Raw genomic sequence first — 20,958 nt, 5'->3', positions numbered from 1 at the left:
TGAGCGTGTTTTTTTAATTTTTTTTTAATTAATTTTTGTACAGTTTTTCACGCTTTTTGAAAGCCCTACAATAAATTTCAAAAATCGTGGAAAATTCCAAACAGATTTTTCAGACCAGCAGCAAAAAACGCTGGAAAAGTGTACAATGGGGAAGCCGTGTTTTTATTTTTATAGGAATACTGCTTCTGCTTGCTTTAGGTCTGATGATGACTCTGGACAGAAGTCCTAAAATACCTTTTAAAGAAGATTATAAAGCGGTAATTACAGCCAATAAACCTTATCTTCAGGAGAATAAGATTTCCAAAGAATATAAAGGCTTCAGAAGCTTTATCTCCGAAAAAAAAATCCATACCAGCCTCGACAAAATTGAGAAGGCAAGAGCAGAAAGATATCAGAATCAAAATCGAAACTGGGCTCAGTTTCCGGGAGGAATCCGTTCTGCATTTTATGTAGCCTGGGATCCTCAGTCACTGATGTCTTTGAAAAGAAATATCAGACACGTCAATCTTGTTTTCCCTGAATGGTTTTTCCTTGATCCCAAAACGGGTGACCTGAAAACCAATGTAGATCCGGAAGGATATAAAGTGATCAAAAGAACAGGGGTTGCCGCAATGCCGATGTTGAGTAATAACTCAGACAGAGAATTCCGCTCCGAAGGGCTGGTGAAAGTTCTTAATGATCCACAAAAAAGAACCCATCTGATTCAAAAGATCACCCAGCAATGTAAAAAATATCATTTCAAAGGAATTAATATTGACTTTGAGGATATGAACCTGAATTCTGATGATAATCTGATTGCCTTTATGAAAGAACTTTCAGAGACCTTCAAAAAGAATCAGTTGCTGGTTACCATGGATATTATGACGGATAACGATGATTACAATATCCCAAGACTGAATCCTTATGTAGACTACTTTGTGCTGATGGCTTATGATGAGTATTCTGCAGGAAGTGATGCAGGTCCCGTTTCTTCTCAAAAATGGATTGAAGAGCAGACGGGAAAAATTGTAAAACAAACCTCTCCTCAAAAGATTATTTTAGGGTTGGGAGCTTACGGTTACGACTGGAGTTCCAATAAGGATGATAATACCTCCGTTACTTACATGCAGGCGATTACAAAAGCAAGTGCCAGTAAAGCAGTTATTGATTTTAATGACAATACTTTTAATTTAAATTATTCTTATACCGATTCTAAAAATTTAACCCATACTGTATTTTTCAATGACGCTGCTTCTATTTTCAACACAATGCGTTTCTCTTCAGAATATCCTCTGGCCGGAACAGCGCTTTGGAGACTGGGAAGTGAAGACAGCAGAGTCTGGAATTTTTATGATAAAGACCTTACGTTTGCAGGACTTTCCAAAGTGAATTTGAAATCGCTTGAAAATGTAAAAGGGCAGACCATGGTGGATTACATCGGAGACGGAGAAGTACTGGATGTTCTGAACACCCCTCATGACGGAAAAATTGCACTGGAAATTGATCCGAAAGAGAAAATTATCACAGACGAAAATTATGTCACTTACCCAAGTTCTTATGAAGTAAAAAAATATGGAAGTGCTCCTCAGAAAGAGCTTGTTCTCACTTTTGATGATGGGCCGGATGAAACCTATACACCACAGGTGTTGGATATTCTGTCCAAGTACCACGTTCCGGCAGCTTTCTTTTTAGTAGGACTCAATGCCGAAAAAAATCTTCCGCTTGTGAAGAGAATTTATCGCGAAGGACATGAAATAGGAAATCACACCTTTACTCACGAAAATGTAGCAAAAGTAAGCCCTGAAAGAGCATTGTTGGAAATGAAGCTTACAAGACTTCTTATCGAATGTATTACAGGGCACAGCACAATTTTGTTCAGAGCTCCCTATAACGCAGACTCTGAGCCTACCACTTCAGAAGAGATTATTCCGGTAGCTTTGGCAAGACAGCAAAACTATCTTGATATCGGGGAAAATATAGACCCTGAAGACTGGCAGCCGGGAATAAAAGCAGATGAAATTGTAAAACGTGTAATGGCTGGAATCAAGCAGCAGAGAGGAAATATCATTCTTCTTCATGATGCAGGCGGAGATACCAGAGAAGAAACGGTAAAAGCTTTAAAAATTCTGATCCCGACTCTTCAGAAACAAGGCTATCATTTTACGAACCTAACGAATATTCTGCACAAAAGCAGAAGCGAGCTGATGCCTGAGGTTCCTAAAACGAGATCGTATTATATCATGCAACTGAACCTTGTGTTGGCAACGGTTATCTATGGAATAAGCCACTTCTTGGTTGCCTTGTTTACTATTTTCATTGTGCTGGGACTGATCAGACTATTGCTGATGGCGTACTGGGCTTTTAAAGAAAGAAAAAAAGAAAAAAAACTGGGAGGATTTCCGGTGTTGGAATCTTATCCGAAAATTTCCATCATAGTTCCTGCTTACAATGAAGAAGTGAATATTGTTTCTTCCCTGCAGAATTTATTGAAACAGACTTACCCTAATTTTAATATCATTATGGTAGATGACGGTAGCAAAGATTCTACTTATGAAAAAGCATTGGAAGCATTTCCGGATCATCCGAAACTGAAAATCTTTACCAAAGGAAACGGTGGGAAAGCCACTGCATTGAATTTTGGGATATCTCAGACGGATGCGGAATATGTAGTATGTATTGATGCCGATACCAAATTACAGCAGGATGCCGTGAAATATCTTATTGCAAGATTTTTAAACTCAAGTGCGGAAGAAAAAATTGCAGCCGTAGCAGGAAATGTAAAAGTAGGAAACATAGTCAACTGGCTTACCAGATGGCAGGCTATAGAATATACAACAAGTCAGAATTTTGACAGACTGGCGTATGCTCATATCAATGCTATTACGGTTATTCCGGGAGCTATCGGAGCATTTAAAAGATCTGTAATTATTGAAGCTGGAGGTTATTCATCCGATACTCTGGCAGAAGATTGTGATATTACGGTGAAAATATTAAAAGCCGGCTATACCGTAGCGAACGAAAACAGAGCAATAGCAGTAACGGAAGCTCCTGAAACTACGAAGCAGTTTTTAAAACAACGTTTCCGATGGACCTATGGAATCATGCAGATGTTCTGGAAGCAGAGACAAACCTTCCTTAACCCCAAATATAAAGGATTGGGACTTTGGGCAATGCCAAATATTTTATTATTCCAATACATCATCCCATTTTTCTCACCATTGGCAGATGTGATTATGTTCTTTGGAATCCTGTCTGGAAACGGAGATAAAATATTCACCTATTATCTGATCTTTCTTTTGGTGGATGCCTCATTAGCATTAGTAGCATTTATCATGCAGCGGGAAAAACTGATCAATCTCCTGTATATTATTCCACAGAGATTCGGGTATAGATGGCTGATGTATATAGTATTGTTTAAAAGTTTAAGAAAAGCATTGAAAGGTGAAATGCAGTCCTGGGGATTCCTGAAAAGAACCGGGAATGTAAAAGAGATCGCAACTTCTTAATGAGGTTGGAGGCTGGAAGAGTGAGGCTGGAGGTTGTTTTCTCAGTTATCATTTTTTTACGATTCTTATAACTTCCAGCTTCTACCTCCTATTGTCCGATTTATCCAGTAAAGATTTGGACTAAAAAAATATGATCATGTAGCTGGAGCCTGTTTTATGACTTTAATAACTTCCGGCTTCCTATTCCCACCTTCCCATTTGTAATACTTTCATGTTATTTATTTAAATTTGTTTTCATATTAAAGTAACAAATACGAAATAAATCATACATATTCTAAAAATTGTTATCATAATGAAAAAAATAACGCTTTCTTTGTTTTTAATAGCAGGGATCTGCACTCAAACTACGATGAGTGCACAAGCTAAAGCTGCTAAAGTAGCAGTGAATAACACAGACAAAGGTTTAGACCTTAGCTTGATGGACACTTCGGTGCGCCCTCAGGATGATTTTTACAACTACGTAAGTGGAACTTGGATGAAAACAGCCAAAATTCCATCTGACAAACCAACTTGGGGAAGCTTCAACAAACTGGCTGAGGATACGGATAACAATTCCATGACAATCCTGAACTCTCTTCTGAAAGATAAATTTGCTGACGGAAGTGAAGGGAAAAAAATTCAGGATCTGTATGCTACTTATATGAACATGCAGAAAAGAAATGCTGACGGAATTAAACCAATCCAGGAAAACCTGAACAAGATTGATGCTATTAAAAATATGGCTGATCTTCAGAACTACCTTACTTCTGTAACGAAAGAAGGGGAAAACGTTTTCTACGGATGGGGAGTAGATGCAGACCTTAAAGATTCTAAAATGAATGCGGTTTACTTAGGTAATGCTTCTCTAGGTTTAGGAAGAGATTACTATCAGAAGGTAAATGAAAAAAATACTGAAGCTATTGCTGAATATCAGAAATATGTAGCTTCTATGCTAAAAGAATTAGGATACAAAAATGCTGATGAAGCAGCAAAAGGTATCGTTAATTATGAAAAGAGCATCGCACAAACTTACCTGACCAATGAGCAGAGCCGTGATAATACGCTTCAGTACAATCCTAAGACGATGGCTGAACTTTCTGCTTTGGTAAAAAATGTTGACCTTCGGGGTTATCTTAAAAAAGTAGGCGTAAATTCTGACAAAGTAATTATCAGCGAATTAGGATTCTATAAGAACTTCGATAAATTGGTAAACGCTCAGAATCTTTCTGTAATCAAAGATTATCTGAAATTCCACATGATCCACGGAAGTGCTTCTTACTTAAGTGAAAACTTAGGAAACATGAAGTTTGCTTTCTATGGTAAATACCTGAGAGGACAACAGGAACAAAGAGCTCTTAACAAAAGAGGATTTGAGTTGATTAATGGTTCTTTAGGAGAGGCTTTCGGAAAATTATATGTTGAGAAATATTTCCCTGCTGAAGCAAAAGCTCAGATGGTGGAATTGATCGACTACTTAAAGAAAAGTTTCGCTGTTCACATCAACAACTTATCTTGGATGTCTTCAACAACGAAGGAAAAAGCAATGCAGAAGCTGAACAAGTTCACTGTAAAAGTAGCTTATCCGGACAAATGGAAAGACTATTCAAAATTAAATATCGTTTCTGAAGCTAAAGGAGGAAATCTATATCAAAATCTTCAGAACATCGGTGAATGGCAGTACAACAAAGATTTGGCTAAAATCGGTAAGCCTGTAGATAAAACAGAATGGGGGATGACTCCACAGACTGTAAATGCATATTACAACCCGGTAAACAACGAGATTGTATTCCCTGCAGCGATCCTTCAGCCGCCATTCTTCAACCCTAAAGCTGATGCAGCTGTAAACTTCGGAGGTATTGGTGCAGTTATCGGTCACGAAATGAGCCACGGATTTGATGATTCAGGAGCACAGTTTGATGCAGACGGTAACTTAGTAGACTGGTGGACTCCGGAAGATAAAGCGAACTTCGAAAAAGCTACAAAAGCCCTTGCTTCTCAGTATGACAAATACGAGCCTGTAAAAGGAACTTTTGTAAATGGTACTTTCACAAACGGTGAAAACATCGCTGACTTAGGAGGAGTAAACATCGCTTATGACGCTCTTCAAATGTACTTAAAAGACAAAGGAAACCCAGGGAAAATCAGTGGATTCACTCAGGATCAGAGATTCTTCTTAAGCTGGGCAACCGTTTGGAGAACATTATCAAGTGAGAAATATATGGTGAATCAGGTGAAAACTGACCCACACTCTCCAGGATATTTCAGAAGTTTTGGTCCGCTTATCAACGTTGACGCTTTCTACAAAGCATTCGATGTGAAACAAGGAGACAAATTATACAAGACTCCGGAAGACAGAATCAAAATCTGGTAAAAATAACAACCGCTCAGCAATGGGCGGTTTTGTTTTTTTAGGTGGCAGGTGATGGGTAGTAGATAGTAGGTAATAGGGATTAGGGATTAGGGATTAGGGATTAGGGATTAGGGATTAGGGATTAGGGATTAGGGATTAGGGAAAATAGGTAATAAGTAATAAGGAACCGGAGGAATAATAGTTATAATAACGGCTTCCATCATTCCCCTCCCTCGGAGGGGTGTCAAAAATTCAAAGAATTTTTGACGGGGTGGTCTAACCCATAGCACCAAACGTTAAACTATGAACTTTAAATCTTAAACTTTTAACCCAAATCTTCAATTTTTCACCCATATATAAATATCATTCATAACATATCATTAAAGTTTGTATATTTGATAAGTTTGTGTAAAATCAAAAATTATCTTTAATGAAAAAGCTAAATATTGGAATACTTGCCCTTTCGGGAATTGTGTTTCTTAATTCGTGTGGAGCAGCTAAGACTGCAGGGACAGAGAATAAAAAAGAAGCTACAGCAAAAGTGGCTGAACCGGTAAAAGAAGAAGGGATTAATTTATCGTATATGGATACCAGTGTCCGTCCACAAGATGACTTTTTTAGCTATGTGAACGGCAATTGGGTGAAGACTACTCAGATTCCTTCCGATAAAGCAAACTGGGGTTCTTTCAATGCATTGAGAGAAAATGTGGATGATGCTTCATTAGATATCTTAAACAAAATTCTTACAGAATCATATCCTGCCGGATCAGAAGGACAGAAAATCCAGAATCTATATGCCTCTTTTATGGATACCAATAAGAGAAATGCAGAAGGTCTGGCTCCTATCAAAGCTGATCTTGCTAAAGTAGATGCTATTAAAAGTCTTGGTGATCTTCAGAAGTATCTTTTGGAAGCTACAAGATTAGGGGATAACTCTTTCTACGGATGGAGAGTAGGTGCTGATATGAAGAATTCCAATATGAATGCGGTATATCTTGGCGGTCCGGATTTAGGTCTGGGAAGAGATTACTATCAGAAAGTAAACGATGCCAATACTAAAACACTGGCGGAATATCAAGCCTATGTTGGAAAGTTATTCGGAGTTTTAGGATATAAAAATACTACTCAGGCTGCACAAAATGTAGTTGACTTTGAAAAACAGCTAGCCAATTATTTATTGACTCTTGAGCAAAACAGAGATGCTAATTTAAGATACAACCCTAAAAATGTATCAGAATTATCCGGTCTTGTTAAAAATGTAGATCTTGCAAAATATCTGAAAGATGCTGGCGTAAATACAGACCGAGTGATCATCGGTGAACTGAAATACTACCAGAATATGGATCAGTTCATTACCCAGAAAAACCTTCCTTTACTGAAAGATTATCTGAAATACCATATCATCAACGGAAATGCGAGCAATCTGGATGACAGTTTAGAGCAGATCAGATTTGATTTCTATGCTAAATATCTACAAGGACAGAAAGAACAGCGTCCAATGAACAAAAGAGGGCTTACCCTTGTCAATGGTGTTCTTGGTGAAGCTTTCGGAAAACTGTATGTAGACAAATATTTCACTCCTGAAGCTAAGAAGCAGATGGAAACGTATATTGATTATCTTTTAAAATCATTCAAAACACACATCGCAAACATAGACTGGATGTCTCCTGAAACCAAAGTAAAAGCTCAGGAAAAGCTATCTAAGTTTACCGTGAAAATTGCTTATCCGGATAAATGGAAAGATTATACTCAGTTGAAAGTAGAATCACCAAAAGAAGGTGCTACCCTATATTCTAATCTTCAGAATGTTGCTGCATGGCAGTATCAGAGAAGTTTAGATAAAGTAGGAAAACCTGTTGACAAAACAGAATGGGGAATGTCACCTCAAACTGTAAATGCTTATTACAGCGGATCAAACAACGAAATTGTATTCCCTGCAGCCATTCTTCAGCCACCTTTCTATAATCCTTTAGCGGATGCAGCAGTAAACTTCGGAGGTATTGGTGCCGTTATTGGTCACGAAATTTCTCACGGATTTGATGACAGTGGTTCACGTTTCGATGGAGATGGTAACCTAAACAACTGGTGGACAGATGCTGACCGTAAAAACTTTGATGCAAAAGTAGGTCAGTTAGCCGCTCAGTACAGTGCTTATGAACCTGTAAAAGGAAGCTTTGTAAACGGTAAATTCACAAGTGGTGAAAACATCGGAGACTTAGGTGGTGTAGCAGTGGCTTACGATGCCCTTCAGATGTATTTAAAAGATAAAGGAAACCCAGGAAAGATCAGCGGATTCACTCAGGATCAGAGATTCTTCATGAGCTGGGCTACTGTCTGGAGAACTAAAGCTACCGATCAGTATATGATTAATCAGGTGAAAACAGACCCGCACTCTCCTGGAATGTTCAGAGCCTTTGGTCCATTGGTCAATCAGGACTCATTCATCAAAGCATTTGATATCAAACCGGGAGACAAATTGTATAAAGCTCCTCAGGACAGAATAAAAATCTGGTAATTTTACCCGAAATTGTTAGAAAAAGAAAGAATCCGCCTCAATATGAGACGGATTCTTTTTTAATATTCTTTCTTATAATTCCGGAGAACAAACTTTATTCCGGTTTCCATTATATCTCCCATAGTTTTACAATACTTGAAATTGATATCGTAGGTAAGTTTTTGTAGAGCGGTCCTTAGTTCTATGACATTGGCTTCTGGTGCAAGATTGTCTTTTTTCATAATAGAAATGAGTTCATCAAATCTGTTTTGACTGCTGGTTACTCTTTTTACAATTTGTGAACGTACCTCCTTGCGGTATTGCTCTATAGAACTTGGCTTCAGTTTTTCCAATACCATGGTCACCATTTGATTGTTTTCTTTGAAATACTGTGGAAGATAAACTTTCAGATTTCCCTCATACGTTTGCTGGTCAAAATCGATAGGGCGGATTCTGTAAATAACCTGGTCGAAATCATGGATGGGAATCACCACATAATTATAAGAACGCATGTCACCAAGAAGTCCAATGAGACAACGCTCATTAAATTTCACAAATTCTTTGGAAATCTGCGCCTTTTCAAGATCTGAACAGTTGGATAAATGTTTCTGAATAAAAACATCTCCGGGAATTCCTAAAATATGTTCCTCTATCAAAGTATTTTTATACACCAGAAAATTAATCCGGTTAGGAGAAAGCAGATCTTCAAGCTCCAATCCGAATATCCGGGAAGCATCGGCCTGTTTAATATAAAAATAAGTATAATTATCATTCAGTACATTTCTCACCCTAATTCTGAAAGGTTTAGAATTTCCGAAAGTACAAAAGTCGATGGTGTCCACTTTCAGGTAGGGTAAAGTAGCGGTATCTCCATCAGAATGAAGAAGGGTATAAATTTTATTTAAATTGGCCTCTATTTCTTTAAACTCATATTCAGAATACAGCACCCCAAGCCATAAAGTGTCTTTGCCATCTTTATCCAGAATTCTCACACTGTCACTAAACCTTAAAAGGTCTTCATACAGAAACTTAATCTTGGTAGTTCTGTTATATTTTTCCAAATATTGTTGTAATGCTTCTGAAACTGGAAATATCGGTTTTCTGAACGCTATTTTTACATCTTTCATGACACTGTTCACTTTGTTTAAATATAAAGAATATTTTTTTGTGAAATTTTAGGAATTCTCATTTTAACATTCATCAGGTATCTTTATAAAAGAGTAGAGTGAACAAAAATTTTATTTTATTTTTCTTGGAAGACTTTATTTATTTTTTCATAGCTTAGTGATATCGTAATATGGTGATTTTATGTTGAATAAATGTAAATAGATTTAGATGATTCAAGAAAAATCTTAGTAAAATTTTGTATGTTACAGTTTTTTTTTAAATTTAAACATTGGATTGGTAATTTATTTGATTCATCGGTAAATTATTCAAAGACAGATCCAAACCAAAATAGTAAATCTCAAAATAACAATAATATGGCAATGTTTAATTATGGTGTTGGCGGAAACGAGGTAAAAGTAGACGCTAATGAAGCTATTCAGGAAATACAGGAAAATAAATCACTGATAGTAAGCCAACTTACAACAGACGAGTCTTATACCCCTGAAATCGTAACAGGATTAAAAACAGTGGAAGACGTTTTCAAACATTTTCAGCCTTCAGTATCGGTACAACACGAAACAGAAGATGGTGGAATGGTAGAAGAGGAATTCCGTTTTCAAAACCTTGGAGACTTTACCCCTAAAAGCCTTACTCAGAAGTCAGATTATCTGCAGCAATTGAGCATGGAACAGGAGCAGTACAATAAAATCGTACGTCAGCTGAAAACAAACAAAATTCTACGCAATATGCTGGAGAACGATCAGACAAGAGCAGCGTTCATAGAAGTATTGAAAGAAGTGGCACAAGAACTTGAAAAATAATTAAAGACTTACATTAAATCATGGATAGCAAATTACAGGCACAAGAAAGCCAGCAGCAGGGGCAGCAGCAACACGCAGGGCAGCCGAAGGGTAACCCGCTTGCAGAGCTCAATAAAATGGGAGGATTTGGCTTTGTTGAATCCGTTGTAGACGGTATTGCCAATATGAACCCAACAAGAAAGGCAAGAAAAGAAATCTTCCTGAACGACAGCAATAAATCCGACGAAAGAAAAGAACTTCTTCAGAAGATCAATCTTTGGGTAAACCTTTTAGAAGGTAGCGAATCTGCAGATAAAATGGCCGATACTTGCAAGAGTAAAGCACAACAGGCCGACCAAAACCTAAAAACAAACTTAAAAAATACACTGGACGCTGTTCGTATGTTGGAAACCAACTACAGAACAGTAGCACAATTCTACAAAAATACAGAATTGGATAAAGTGGACAACGTAAGTATCGTCAATGCAAGCCTTGATCAGGTTTCTGATCTGGATAATCCTTTGTTCATTGATGCGATCTCAGAAGAATTCAAAAACTATTACGACCGTCTTGATCTTAGAGATAACTATTCAATCCTTGCAATACCAGGATATTTAGGATCAAATAAGGTCATTGAGAAATGGGCAAAAATCTGTAACGAAAACAAAGTAATGATGGTTACAGACTTCGCCAACCTTGATAAACCGGATGATGTGGTAGATTTATTTCACTCTGCAAACCTTACAGGAGGTGAGCTTCACAGAAGTAACGTTATTATGACGTGTAACTGGCTGGTAGGACGTGGTAAAGCTGAAGAAGTAGGGGAAGAAGAAAACGTAGAACTTCCACCTTCCACTTCATTAGCAGGAAAGATCCACAAAACACTGATGTCTCAGGTAGCAGCAGGTAAAAAGCACGGTAACATCAACGAAGTAGACGCTGTAAAATTCGAATTGAAAAAAAGTGAAATTTCTCAATTGGAAAAAATGGGTCTTGTACCAATGGTTAACGAATATGGAAAAATTATGGCTTTCTCGGCGAAGACCTTATTTACAGGAGACAATATTGGTCTTCAGACGTATTCCGTAGTTCGTGTATTCGACTATGTAACCAAGGTATTACTTGACTTCCTTAACAGAAGAGCTTTCGAAAACTGGAATGCTAAAAACGAAGACGATTTGAGAAGACAGATTGTAACGTTCCTTGACAATATCAAAGGACCGGACAAGTTGATCGAGAAATTCAAAATTGTTCGTTTCGAGCAGGATAGAGTAAACAAAGACAGAGTATGGCTGGATATCCGTATGACCCCTTATTTCCCTACAAAAAGTTTCGTTATTAAACTGGATGGACACAAAGGAGATGATGGTAACGAATGGGATGCAGAATACACTCAGGAGTAACATAAACGTACTTTATATAACAAAAACCGATGCAATATTACATCGGTTTTTTTTCAACCAACACCTATGAAATTAAATATGAATAAAACACTTATTATTGGATTACCCTTTATGATGATGATCCTTTTGATAAGTTGTGAGAAAAAATACCAAAGTCCAGGCACTTACGAAAATGATCTTTTCGCACAGGAACGTCAGGAAGGAAAAGCATACATCATGAATAGAGATGAATGTTTTGATGGCAGTGAACTCGTACTTGCAAGTTCAGATGTAAAATTAGCAGACAGTTCCAAAGGCCGTGGAAAATCTTTCTTTCTTTATAAAGTAAAATCAGGAAAAGTATTGAAAACAGTAAGGGATTCTACGGTAGAAATGCCAATGATGTTTTTATCCCAATATAAATTAAAGATCAAAAATACAGATTCTATGTATGTGTATCTGAAGAAACTTGAAGGATATCGTTTTATAGCCAAAGACAGAAACCTTAAGTACCAATGGTTAAAAGCAGCTCCGGTGTATAATGTAGAAAAGAAATAATTTTAGATTTTTAATCAGATAACTTTTTTATATCACAATATCATGATTTTTTTTATTTTTGTTTTTGAACAAACACAAACACAAAAACAAAATGAAAAAGAATGTAACCCTGTATGAGGATATCACCCTCTATCGTCTTCAACAATTTAATCTGAAAAGTAATACCTGTCTAAATAGCTTCCGACTGGAAGTTCGTTAAATTCTATCAGCCATGACAGGGAATATTGCCGGGGATCAGAATCCTCGGGTTGGAACAACATGTTCCTACGAAATAAGGCATTCAGGACTTTCATTTGTACTGAATGGAGACTATGAATGGTACATTTACAAGAAACAGAAAAACGGAAGCTGGAAAGATATCACCGGAAAACCAAAAACCGGTGAAAAAGTGACTTACAAATTTGGAGAAATAGCGCTGGGAATAGAATTCCTAATGAAAGTCTATGAGATTAAAAAAGGACTTTTACCCGGTCTTCCTTCTACCAGAGAATTGGCAGGCAGCCTTATAATTATTCCTGTCAGCAACAAGGTTCCAAAGATCGATAAAGTAGTACTCTTCAACAGAGGAGTAAAAGATTTCAATACAGCCAGTTATCATGATACTCTTATTGCGCAGGCTCACTGCATCGCGATGTTTAATAAAGAGATTGAGTTTCATCTTTGGGAAGATGACGCTCCTGGAAAAGGCCACGATGCCAGTATTAACAAAAACAACCGTCACACCCGCAGCTATAAGGCTCGCGTCAATGAAAAAGGGATTGCAGAAGTGTCAATACCTCTGATGTCTGATGAAAAAATCCTTCGTCATATGGCCAATCAGTTTCTGATGAAAGGTGACAGGAATGAAGGTGCGAATCATGAATATTATATTACAGCCACCTACTCCGGGAAAATTCAGGGAGCCAGCCAGGTGAATGTAGAGGTAGCCAATCCGGATTATAAAGGACAGCCCCAAAATCAGCCTAAACCCAAGCCGCAACCTGAGAAACACACCCCAAAATTCCCGGCCGGACAAGGAGGTGGTCTCAAACAGCCGGATCCCAAAGGCAATATTATAGAAGCTGTTTTCATAGATGATACAGGAAAAGAGCTTTCCAAAGTCGCTGTAGGTGATAAAGTAAGGGTAAGAATCCACTCCAAAAATATGGTGGGAAAACACATCCAATATGTCATCTGGGAATCTGATTCGGTATTCCACGATGAAGTCTACCGAAGCAGAATGATTAAAATACCCGCAGATATATGTGACACTTCAGGATTTATCATTACCAAAGATATTTTTCAAAAAGGAACAGGCTCTCGTACCGGCGGTCCGGACTCCTATACACAAAACTATTTTATAGAAATTATCTCCAAAGATCTTTCTGCGGAATCTCAGAAATTTGGGGTAAATTCGGAAGGGCTGATGGAAGTGGAGAAGGTGAAGAGTGCGGTGGGGGTGCAGAAGCAGCCAGAACCGGAGAAGCCAACTGATGGAAAGTGTCCTAATTGTGAAAAAGATATAACTGTTGAACAATTACAAAGGATATATTCAGAGGTTAAAGATAAAACTTTATTATCTGAACTTGCAGAAACTTTAAACAAATACAAAAAGATCTATAAATTAGATACTTGTGCACGGAAAGCTCATTTTTTTGCTCAATCGATTGAAGAATCTGGGCTAGATTTATCGGGTGCAATACATGGAGAAGGATTAAATTACTCAGCAGAAGCATTACCAATTCAGTTTAAAGCATTTAGAAAAAGAAATGCTCAAGGAAGAGCAGTTGATAAACATGGAAATCCAACAGATGATAATTCTAAAACAGTTCCAAATGATCTAGCCTATGAGTACGGAAGAAGCTCAAGGAATGGATATGTAGCGAACCAAAAGAAAATTGCAGAAATAGCATATGGAAATCGGCCAGAGTTAGGTAACAAATCTGCTGAAGACACTTGGAATTATAGAGGAAGAGGACTGCTCCAAATAACAGGTAGAACTACATATGGCGAAATTCAAAAAAGGATTGATAAATTTGCCTCATCTGAGAATATTAAAATAAGTGATGGAATTGATAGAGACTATACTCCAAAAGAGGCAGCCTTAACAGGTATGGCAGATTGGTATAAAGAGGATATGTTTGATAAGGCAGATGAAACAGGAAAATTAAAAGATGATGATGTTGTAGATTTGATTGTTAATATTATAAATAGAAATACCAATTCAAGAAAGAAAAGAAAGGATCATTATAAAATAACTAAAGTAGTTTTTGAAGTTGATAAATGTCCGGAAGTTAAGCCACAAAATAAAACTGATGATGATAAAAATGCTATCTGGAACAACCCATTAGAGAATCCCCAGATTACTATATATACGTTCGGTGGATTAAAACGACCATGGCGATCTGCTTTCGGAAGAGTAAGAACAGATATGCCTGGAAGTGACAATGGAAAAAGGCCTCATCATGGCATTGATTTGTTTGCAGAAAAGGGAACTCCCGTATATGCATGCCTACCTGGCAAAGTAGTTAGCTTGTCTCCTGGAACTGGATACGGAAAAGGTTTAGTTTTAAAAGTAGATTCTCAATATTTAGAAATATTTAAAAAACAACGTCAAGCTTACGAACCATACTATGTAAAATCGAAAAGAACTTATGATAAAAACAAATATGATATAGAAGGATATGGTGATTTTGACGAATATGAAGGAATTACAGAAAGTAAAGATGTTTATTTGATGTACGCACATTTAAGTGAGCTAAATGTCTCACAAAATGAAGAAATTGCAATTGAAAATTATAAAACAAAAAGATTAGGAAAAACTGGCGATACTGGAGCAACGGCACTAAAGGGCCACACCTTCATTTTGAAATAAGAAGTGCTCAAAATCCATCTGGATATTCCGAACGTTATAATCCAGCTTTCTATGTTAATTATAAGAATGAGACTCAGCTTTCGGAAACAGAAAGAAAAAAACAAGATAAAACAGCAGGTAAGTAATATGAAAAATTTAACAAATCTATTTATACTATTATTTTTCTTTAATCTATTATCATGTAAGGGAAATAACCCTAAACAAGAAAAGATAGATAATCTCACAACATTATATTCTATTGATTTTAAACAAGAACCAGTAGACTGTACTGGTGAAAAGTATAGTTCAAATAAGTGTGTTGATAAAAATAAAAACTTATCAATTTCTTTTGATAAAAATTCGATCCTATTTACCTATAATAATCAAAATTACATTGATAAACTGAATAATTCAAGTGATCTTGGATATGAAACTTTTTTATTTGGAAGCAGCAATGATGAAAAAATTATTTTAATAGATAATTTTTTAGAAAATGGACACCTATTTCTTGTCTATTATGCTAATAATAACAATATAAAGTTCTTAGGAAAAAATGAAGTAATCAACAATACCGAAGAGAACAATGCATATAATTTTAAAATAAAAAAAACAGACCGTAAAGTTGATATATTCTTAAATCCTCAGCTTGGCAACTTTTCACTTGATATAGGAAAAGCAGTTAATCTTAATAACAATGATGGTAAGAAAGCTATCTTAAATATTAATTTTCTTAATGATAATATTGCAACTCCAGATAAGATTACCAATGAATTAATTTTCACAAAAGACAAATCGGGAAAATTAATAATTAATACTGATATTCTAGATTATATACAAAAAAACACAACTAATAGTAATAATTCATACTCCATGTCATTATCGAAATATGTAACCCAACTTATTATTAATTTTTATGATAATGAGAGTACAGAATGGAGGGAAGAAGACTTATTTAGAATAATTGGATATGCTGCAAATACCACAGATCCATTGTTTAAGAAATACTGGAAAAATAATCCTGGAAAATGGAATAATGGACAAGAGGGGTATATTTTAGGTTTTTGTAATGTTGCATATCATGATCAAATCTGGGCTAAACTAACTAATAATTTCAAAAAAAACAAATATTATAATTTACCTTATTTAGAAGAAATGGTGTGGTATGGAAGCGATTTTGATAAAGTAGGAGCGCCTTAAGATTAATCCATAAAGCTTCAACTAATGATGAAACCTTTTTTAATTCTTTTAATATTATCATTCCACGTCTTTTGGAGTTGTAAAGAAAATTCTACTCAAAATAAGGAATCGTCTACAAGTATAAAAAAAGAAAATATAATATACACTGAAATTTCTTTTGATAAACAAGAATTTGTTTTATATCAAAATGTAACACAAAATGAATCTGCTGATTTTTTCCCTGCATTATATGTAACAAAACTAGATGAAGAACCAAAAACATTTTGTTTAACATCAACAACCGAAGAGTCCTTCACGGATAAAATTATTATTAATGACAAAAAAATCATACTTAGAGAAAATTATTGGGATCCAAATGAAGAAAGGAGAAAAAATGATAGACTAAAAAGAATATAATTTTGATTTTGTTGAAGTGAATTCCAGTTTTCCTAAAAAAGAAATAAATCATACTACCAACAAAGATCAGAGGATTATGTTTAATACTGCTGACAGCCTGATCCTAAGTAAAGAATGTGATCTAAATATGGATAATATAAAAGACAAGATTCTTATAATTTCACCTAAAAATTCAAATACAGAAAACAGATTTTCAAGCGTTTATGTATTGATTTATAACAAAAAAGGAGAATTTAAAGAATATCATAATAATAAAATTATAAACTCATTCAATCATAGTTCTTATGCAGAAGGATTTCAAAACTTAACAATTAAAAATAATTTTTTTACTATTGAAGAAAACATTTCCTCACAACCCATACAGGATAAATACACAACATTCATTTTTGATAAAAAAAACAATTCTATTTATTTGCATAAATTAGGATTTTCAACAACATATCCTGATTCTAACCAAGATAATAGTATAACTTATTCATCTAAAGATTTTGGTATAATTAAATTTGAGAAATATGATCCAAAAACGGTAAAATATTGACATTTCTATACATGATGAAACCCTTTTTAATTCTAATATCCCTATTTTCCCTCAGCTGTAAAGAAGATAACTCAAAACAAACACAAAACATTTCAAATTCTCAAAAGACAAATGTAGAAATTAATAAATCTTTTGTTATTAGTTGTGGTTCCGGTTGTGCATTGACTTATACTGCTGAAAATATTCTACAGAATGATGATACTTCAATAAAAGTTAAATTCAAAGTAGAAATGCATACTGACGAGAAGCTATCAGATAGCTATTATGAAAATTATCTTTTTTCTTACGATAAAAATAAAGAAATTGAAAAAATAACTATTGAAGGAAAGAATGAAAACATTCTAAGCAATCTTATGCCTGATGCGCAAGATTCTTTTAGAGAGTTTGCCGCGGAAATTATTAATAGAAGCATTCATGTTTCACAACAAAAGGGAAAGCCTGCAAATAAAACAGATCTTTCAACAGCTAAATCATGTGAGTTCAAAAACCTGTCAAATAAGTATAAATTTATTTTAGAAGCCGAAGAATATAAAAATGAGAAGGAACAAAAATATCCAACTTCAGCGTGGATTATTGTAACAAATAAAAAGAATGGTAAATCACAGGAGATTCATTATGAACCAAATTCATGGACGTCTTATCAAGATTTGCCGTGTACCAACTTTTTTGTAAAAGATTTTAATTTTGACGATTTAGAAGATTTTGCAATTGTTTGGGATCAGGGCGGTGTGGAAAAGTTATATGAATATTATCTCCAAGATAAAAATGGAAATTTTTCTGCTGTAGAAACTTTCCCTTTACAACATGGAATTTTAGCAGAAAATATTGATGTAGCAAACAAAACAATTACAACACAAAGTATTATAGGATGTTGTCATATTAATATAAATAAATATAAACTTAATTCTAATACTACCTGGGATATTTCTTCGGAACAGCAGGAGCTAAAGAAAAAATAATTTAGAATAGATGAAATATGATTAGCAACTGATTAAGTCCTTTTTACCTTCATGATTATTTTTTTTTCATACGCAAGTAGTAGGAAGAGATAAGAGCAGAAAAATAAATTTATACAATAACGGATTCACAAAAAACTCCTTCAACATCAAAAACAGGAAAAATAAAATAAACTTATCTTTGCAGTATAGAAACAATGTTCAGGATGAAGAGAAAATTATCTTTTCAATGATTTAAAACAAGATTGGTTTTTGGGAAAAAATAAAACAGCCTCAGATTTTTTGCATATTGGCATCAAAATCCTGGAATGGTATAAAAATAACGCAAGAGATCTGCCTTTCAGACAGACAAAAGATCCGTACAAAATCTGGATCTGTGAAATTGTATTTCAGCAGACAAGGATCAATCAGGGATTAAACCATTATAATAATTTTATTAAAAGATTTCCCGATGTAAAAACATTGGCAGAAGCTGAAGAAAATGAAGTTTTATTATATTGGAAAGGATTAGGCTATTATTCAAGAGCCATCAATATTCATAAAGCTGCTCAGCAGATTATGAGTGATTATCAGGGCGTCTTTCCAGATCAGTATGAAGAAATTTTAAAATTAAAAGGAGTTGGAAAATATACTGCTGCAGCTGTTTCGAGTATCTGTTTCGGTGGAAGAATGCCAGCGGTTGACGGGAATTTCTACCGTGTTCTGAGTCGTCTTTTTGCCGATGATTTTGATATTTCAAATTCAAGAGCATTTACGTATTTTTCTGAGCTGGCTGCTTTGGTAATGCCGGAAAATGTCGGAGATTTTAATCAGGCCATGATGGATATTGGTTCAGAAATCTGTAAACCCAAAAATCCACTGTGTGAAGAATGTCCTGTGAATAAAGACTGTCTTGCATTTTCTATGCAGAAAATTTCATATTATCCCGTTAAAACAAAAAAAGTAAAAGCAGAAGATCTTGCGTTGACTTATTATTTTGTTCACAGAAACGGACAATTTCTGATCCGCCAGAGAGCAGATGACTTTATCTGGAAGAAATTATTTGAATTTCCCACAGCGATTCCTGCTGATATGGAAACTTATATTACGGGATCAAAAACGGTTACTCATAAACTGACCCATAAGAATTTAAGCATTGAAATCTGGAATGTTGAGGTTACTTCTGAGAAGATATGGAATGATTTTATCACTGAGAATCAATACCTGATTACAGACGTTGAAGGCTCTCATGAAAAATCGTTTCCGAAGCCTCTGGAAAATTACATTCAAAACTCTCTGAAAGACTGAAATTTGTCTTCCGAAATCTAAAATCTAATTTGTACTTTTGCAAAATGATTAAAAAAGTCATTTTTATTTTTGTATCGCTGCTTTTAATTTCATGTGGAAAAGACCCTTCACCAAAACCTTATGGAGAATTGCGTCTTGAATATCCGGCACCGAAATACCAAAAGTTTGAAAACGATTGTGCGTATACCTTTGAATATTCGGACTTTGCTTCGATTGCACCAGCTAAAAAACCTTGCTGGTTCTATCTGAACTATCCGAAAATGAAAGCGAAGCTTTTCGTTACCTATTATCCGATACAGAACGACTTTGCTGACCATATCAAGGAAGCCGAGAAAATGGTATATGAGCATACCATCAAAGCCAGTTCCATAGATACGAAATCCTTCGAATACCCTGAAAAGAAAGTCTACGGGAACTTCTATGAATTGAAAGGACAGAGTGCTTCCAACCTTCAGTTTTACATTACAGACAGTACGAAACACTTCGTGACTGCTTACTTATACTTTAATACGAGACCGAAACCGGACTCTCTTGCTCCTGCAGTGAACTATATCAAAAATGATATGAAACATCTGCTGGACACTTTTGAATGGAAAAAATAATTACTTTTAATATACATTGAAAAATATATGAAACTTTTAGTTGTAGGAAGTGTTGCATTTGATGCAATTGAAACACCATTTGGTAAAACGGACAAAATTTTAGGAGGTGCAGCCACGTATATCGGAATCACTTCATCAATTTTAGGCGTTAAATCCGGAATTGTTTCTGTAGTAGGAGGAGACTTTCCACAGGAACATCTTGATATGTTCACAGACAGAGATGTAAATATCGAAGGAATTGAAATCGTGAAAGAAGGAAAAACATTCTTCTGGTCTGGAAAATACCACAACGATCTGAATACAAGAGATACTCTGGCTACAGAAGTAAATGTGTTGGAAAATTTTGATCCGAAAATCCCGGATTCAATGCAGGATGCCGAAATTTTGTTACTTGGAAACCTACACCCTGGAGTTCAGTTATCTGTACTTGAAAAAATGAACAACCGTCCTAAACTGGTTATTCTTGATACCATGAATTTCTGGATGGATTCTGCATGGGATATCTTAATGGATATGATTGCAAAAACAGACGTGATTACCATCAATGACGAAGAAGCAAGACAGCTTTCAGGAGAATATTCTTTAGTAAAAGCAGCTAAAAAGATCCACACAATGGGTCCTGAATATGTAATTATCAAAAAAGGAGAGCACGGAGCTTTACTATTCCACGACAATAAAGTATTTGCTATTCCGGCACTTCCGTTAGAAGATGTTTTTGATCCGACAGGAGCTGGAGATACTTTTGCAGGAGGATTTGCTGCATACCTTGCTAAAAAAGGGAAAATTGATTTCGAAACGATGAAGTCTGCCCTTATCGTAGGATCTGCAATGGCTTCATTCACAGTAGAGAAATTCGGAACAGAAAGAATAGAAGAAGTAAACGAAGCGGATATGTTCAGCAGATTGAGACAATTCAAAGAATTAACAACATTTGATGTTGAACTGCAGTAAATAAGTCTTTTTAAGAAATATTTATAATAAAAAATTGAGTGAA

15 protein-coding genes are annotated in these 20,958 nt (G+C 35.4%); 14 read left to right on the top strand and 1 reads right to left on the bottom strand.

Going from position 1 to position 20,958, the window contains the following annotated elements; translation table 11 throughout:
- The first annotated feature begins 86 nt into the window (after window positions 1–86).
- The 3 genes from REB14_RS03970 to REB14_RS03960 all read left to right on the top strand — a co-directional run bounded on the left by REB14_RS03970 (window position 87) and on the right by REB14_RS03960 (window position 8,329).
- Window positions 87–3,485, top strand: coding sequence for a trifunctional glycoside hydrolase family 18/polysaccharide deacetylase/glycosyltransferase family 2 protein (locus tag REB14_RS03970; RefSeq protein WP_309521560.1), 3,399 nt, complete (start codon window positions 87–89; stop codon window positions 3,483–3,485).
- 292 nt (window positions 3,486–3,777) lie between these two features.
- A complete protein-coding gene (locus REB14_RS03965; RefSeq protein WP_309521559.1) occupies window positions 3,778–5,835 on the top strand; it encodes a M13 family metallopeptidase in 2,058 nt (685 codons plus the stop codon).
- Between the two features lie 409 nt (window positions 5,836–6,244).
- Window positions 6,245–8,329 (top strand): M13 family metallopeptidase, encoded by a 2,085-nt coding sequence (locus REB14_RS03960; RefSeq protein WP_079240815.1) that lies wholly within the window; start codon window positions 6,245–6,247, stop codon window positions 8,327–8,329.
- A 59-nt stretch (window positions 8,330–8,388) separates the two neighbouring features.
- Here REB14_RS03960 and REB14_RS03955 read toward each other — a convergent pair whose 3' ends face one another.
- Window positions 8,389–9,435, bottom strand: coding sequence for a hypothetical protein (locus tag REB14_RS03955; protein WP_079240816.1), 1,047 nt, complete (start codon window positions 9,433–9,435; stop codon window positions 8,389–8,391).
- A gap of 354 nt (window positions 9,436–9,789) precedes the next feature.
- On the opposite strand from REB14_RS03955, the gene REB14_RS03950 reads away from it, so the two are divergent.
- The 11 genes from REB14_RS03950 (at window position 9,790) to REB14_RS03900 (ending at window position 20,915) form a co-directional block, all read left to right on the top strand.
- Window positions 9,790–10,236 carry a type VI secretion system contractile sheath small subunit gene (locus REB14_RS03950; protein WP_034692320.1) on the top strand — a complete coding sequence of 149 codons (447 nt, stop codon included), beginning with the start codon at window positions 9,790–9,792 and terminating at the stop codon, window positions 10,234–10,236.
- 20 nt (window positions 10,237–10,256) lie between these two features.
- Window positions 10,257–11,618 (top strand): DUF5458 family protein, encoded by a 1,362-nt coding sequence (locus REB14_RS03945; protein ID WP_034692114.1) that lies wholly within the window; start codon window positions 10,257–10,259, stop codon window positions 11,616–11,618.
- A 78-nt stretch (window positions 11,619–11,696) separates the two neighbouring features.
- The gene (locus REB14_RS03940; protein WP_309521558.1) at window positions 11,697–12,155 is read left to right on the top strand and encodes a hypothetical protein; all 459 of its coding nucleotides are present in this window, start codon (window positions 11,697–11,699) and stop codon (window positions 12,153–12,155) included.
- A gap of 211 nt (window positions 12,156–12,366) precedes the next feature.
- Window positions 12,367–15,009 carry a peptidoglycan DD-metalloendopeptidase family protein gene (locus REB14_RS03935; RefSeq protein ID WP_309521557.1) on the top strand — a complete coding sequence of 881 codons (2,643 nt, stop codon included), beginning with the start codon at window positions 12,367–12,369 and terminating at the stop codon, window positions 15,007–15,009.
- A gap of 126 nt (window positions 15,010–15,135) precedes the next feature.
- Complete coding sequence (locus REB14_RS03930) at window positions 15,136–16,185, top strand: hypothetical protein (protein ID WP_309521556.1); 1,050 nt, start codon at window positions 15,136–15,138, stop codon at window positions 16,183–16,185.
- Window positions 16,186–16,209: 24 nt separating this feature from the next.
- Window positions 16,210–16,581, top strand: a complete 372-nt coding sequence (locus REB14_RS03925) for a hypothetical protein (RefSeq protein ID WP_309521555.1) — start codon at window positions 16,210–16,212, stop codon at window positions 16,579–16,581.
- 127 nt (window positions 16,582–16,708) lie between these two features.
- Window positions 16,709–17,119 (top strand): hypothetical protein, encoded by a 411-nt coding sequence (locus REB14_RS03920; RefSeq protein ID WP_309521554.1) that lies wholly within the window; start codon window positions 16,709–16,711, stop codon window positions 17,117–17,119.
- Between the two features lie 11 nt (window positions 17,120–17,130).
- Window positions 17,131–18,078: an XAC2610-related protein gene (locus REB14_RS03915; RefSeq protein WP_145953214.1), complete on the top strand. Its 948-nt coding sequence runs from the start codon at window positions 17,131–17,133 to the stop codon at window positions 18,076–18,078.
- A gap of 249 nt (window positions 18,079–18,327) precedes the next feature.
- Window positions 18,328–19,362 (top strand): A/G-specific adenine glycosylase, encoded by a 1,035-nt coding sequence (mutY, locus tag REB14_RS03910; protein WP_079240823.1) that lies wholly within the window; start codon window positions 18,328–18,330, stop codon window positions 19,360–19,362.
- A gap of 44 nt (window positions 19,363–19,406) precedes the next feature.
- Entirely contained in the window at window positions 19,407–19,964 is a 558-nt protein-coding gene (gene gldD / locus REB14_RS03905; RefSeq protein WP_034692119.1) for a gliding motility lipoprotein GldD, read from the top strand.
- A gap of 27 nt (window positions 19,965–19,991) precedes the next feature.
- Entirely contained in the window at window positions 19,992–20,915 is a 924-nt protein-coding gene (locus tag REB14_RS03900; protein ID WP_079240824.1) for a PfkB family carbohydrate kinase, read from the top strand.
- Window positions 20,916–20,958 lie beyond the last annotated feature (43 nt).

This window comes from Chryseobacterium metallicongregator, assembly GCF_031324065.1.
In the GTDB taxonomy this organism is placed as follows: Bacteria; Bacteroidota; Bacteroidia; order Flavobacteriales; family Weeksellaceae; genus Chryseobacterium; species Chryseobacterium metallicongregator.
This window is presented reverse-complemented; position numbering and strand designations above follow the sequence as displayed.

What these genes read in the sequence shown, in the direction of transcription:
- REB14_RS03960 (WP_079240815.1), top strand. Translation starts at nt 6,245, where the DNA reads ATGAAAAAGCTAAATATTGGAATACTTGCCCTTTCGGGAATTGTGTTT.
- REB14_RS03930 (WP_309521556.1), top strand. Translation starts at nt 15,136, where the DNA reads ATGAAAAATTTAACAAATCTATTTATACTATTATTTTTCTTTAATCTA.
- REB14_RS03915 (WP_145953214.1), top strand. Translation starts at nt 17,131, where the DNA reads ATGATGAAACCCTTTTTAATTCTAATATCCCTATTTTCCCTCAGCTGT.
- REB14_RS03955 (WP_079240816.1), bottom strand. Translation starts at nt 9,435, where the DNA reads ATGAAAGATGTAAAAATAGCGTTCAGAAAACCGATATTTCCAGTTTCA.
- REB14_RS03945 (WP_034692114.1), top strand. Translation starts at nt 10,257, where the DNA reads ATGGATAGCAAATTACAGGCACAAGAAAGCCAGCAGCAGGGGCAGCAG.
- REB14_RS03900 (WP_079240824.1), top strand. Translation starts at nt 19,992, where the DNA reads ATGAAACTTTTAGTTGTAGGAAGTGTTGCATTTGATGCAATTGAAACA.
- gldD (WP_034692119.1), top strand. Translation starts at nt 19,407, where the DNA reads ATGATTAAAAAAGTCATTTTTATTTTTGTATCGCTGCTTTTAATTTCA.
- REB14_RS03950 (WP_034692320.1), top strand. Translation starts at nt 9,790, where the DNA reads ATGGCAATGTTTAATTATGGTGTTGGCGGAAACGAGGTAAAAGTAGAC.
- REB14_RS03940 (WP_309521558.1), top strand. Translation starts at nt 11,697, where the DNA reads ATGAATAAAACACTTATTATTGGATTACCCTTTATGATGATGATCCTT.
- REB14_RS03935 (WP_309521557.1), top strand. Translation starts at nt 12,367, where the DNA reads ATGACAGGGAATATTGCCGGGGATCAGAATCCTCGGGTTGGAACAACA.
- REB14_RS03920 (WP_309521554.1), top strand. Translation starts at nt 16,709, where the DNA reads ATGGATAATATAAAAGACAAGATTCTTATAATTTCACCTAAAAATTCA.
- REB14_RS03965 (WP_309521559.1), top strand. Translation starts at nt 3,778, where the DNA reads ATGAAAAAAATAACGCTTTCTTTGTTTTTAATAGCAGGGATCTGCACT.
- REB14_RS03925 (WP_309521555.1), top strand. Translation starts at nt 16,210, where the DNA reads ATGATGAAACCTTTTTTAATTCTTTTAATATTATCATTCCACGTCTTT.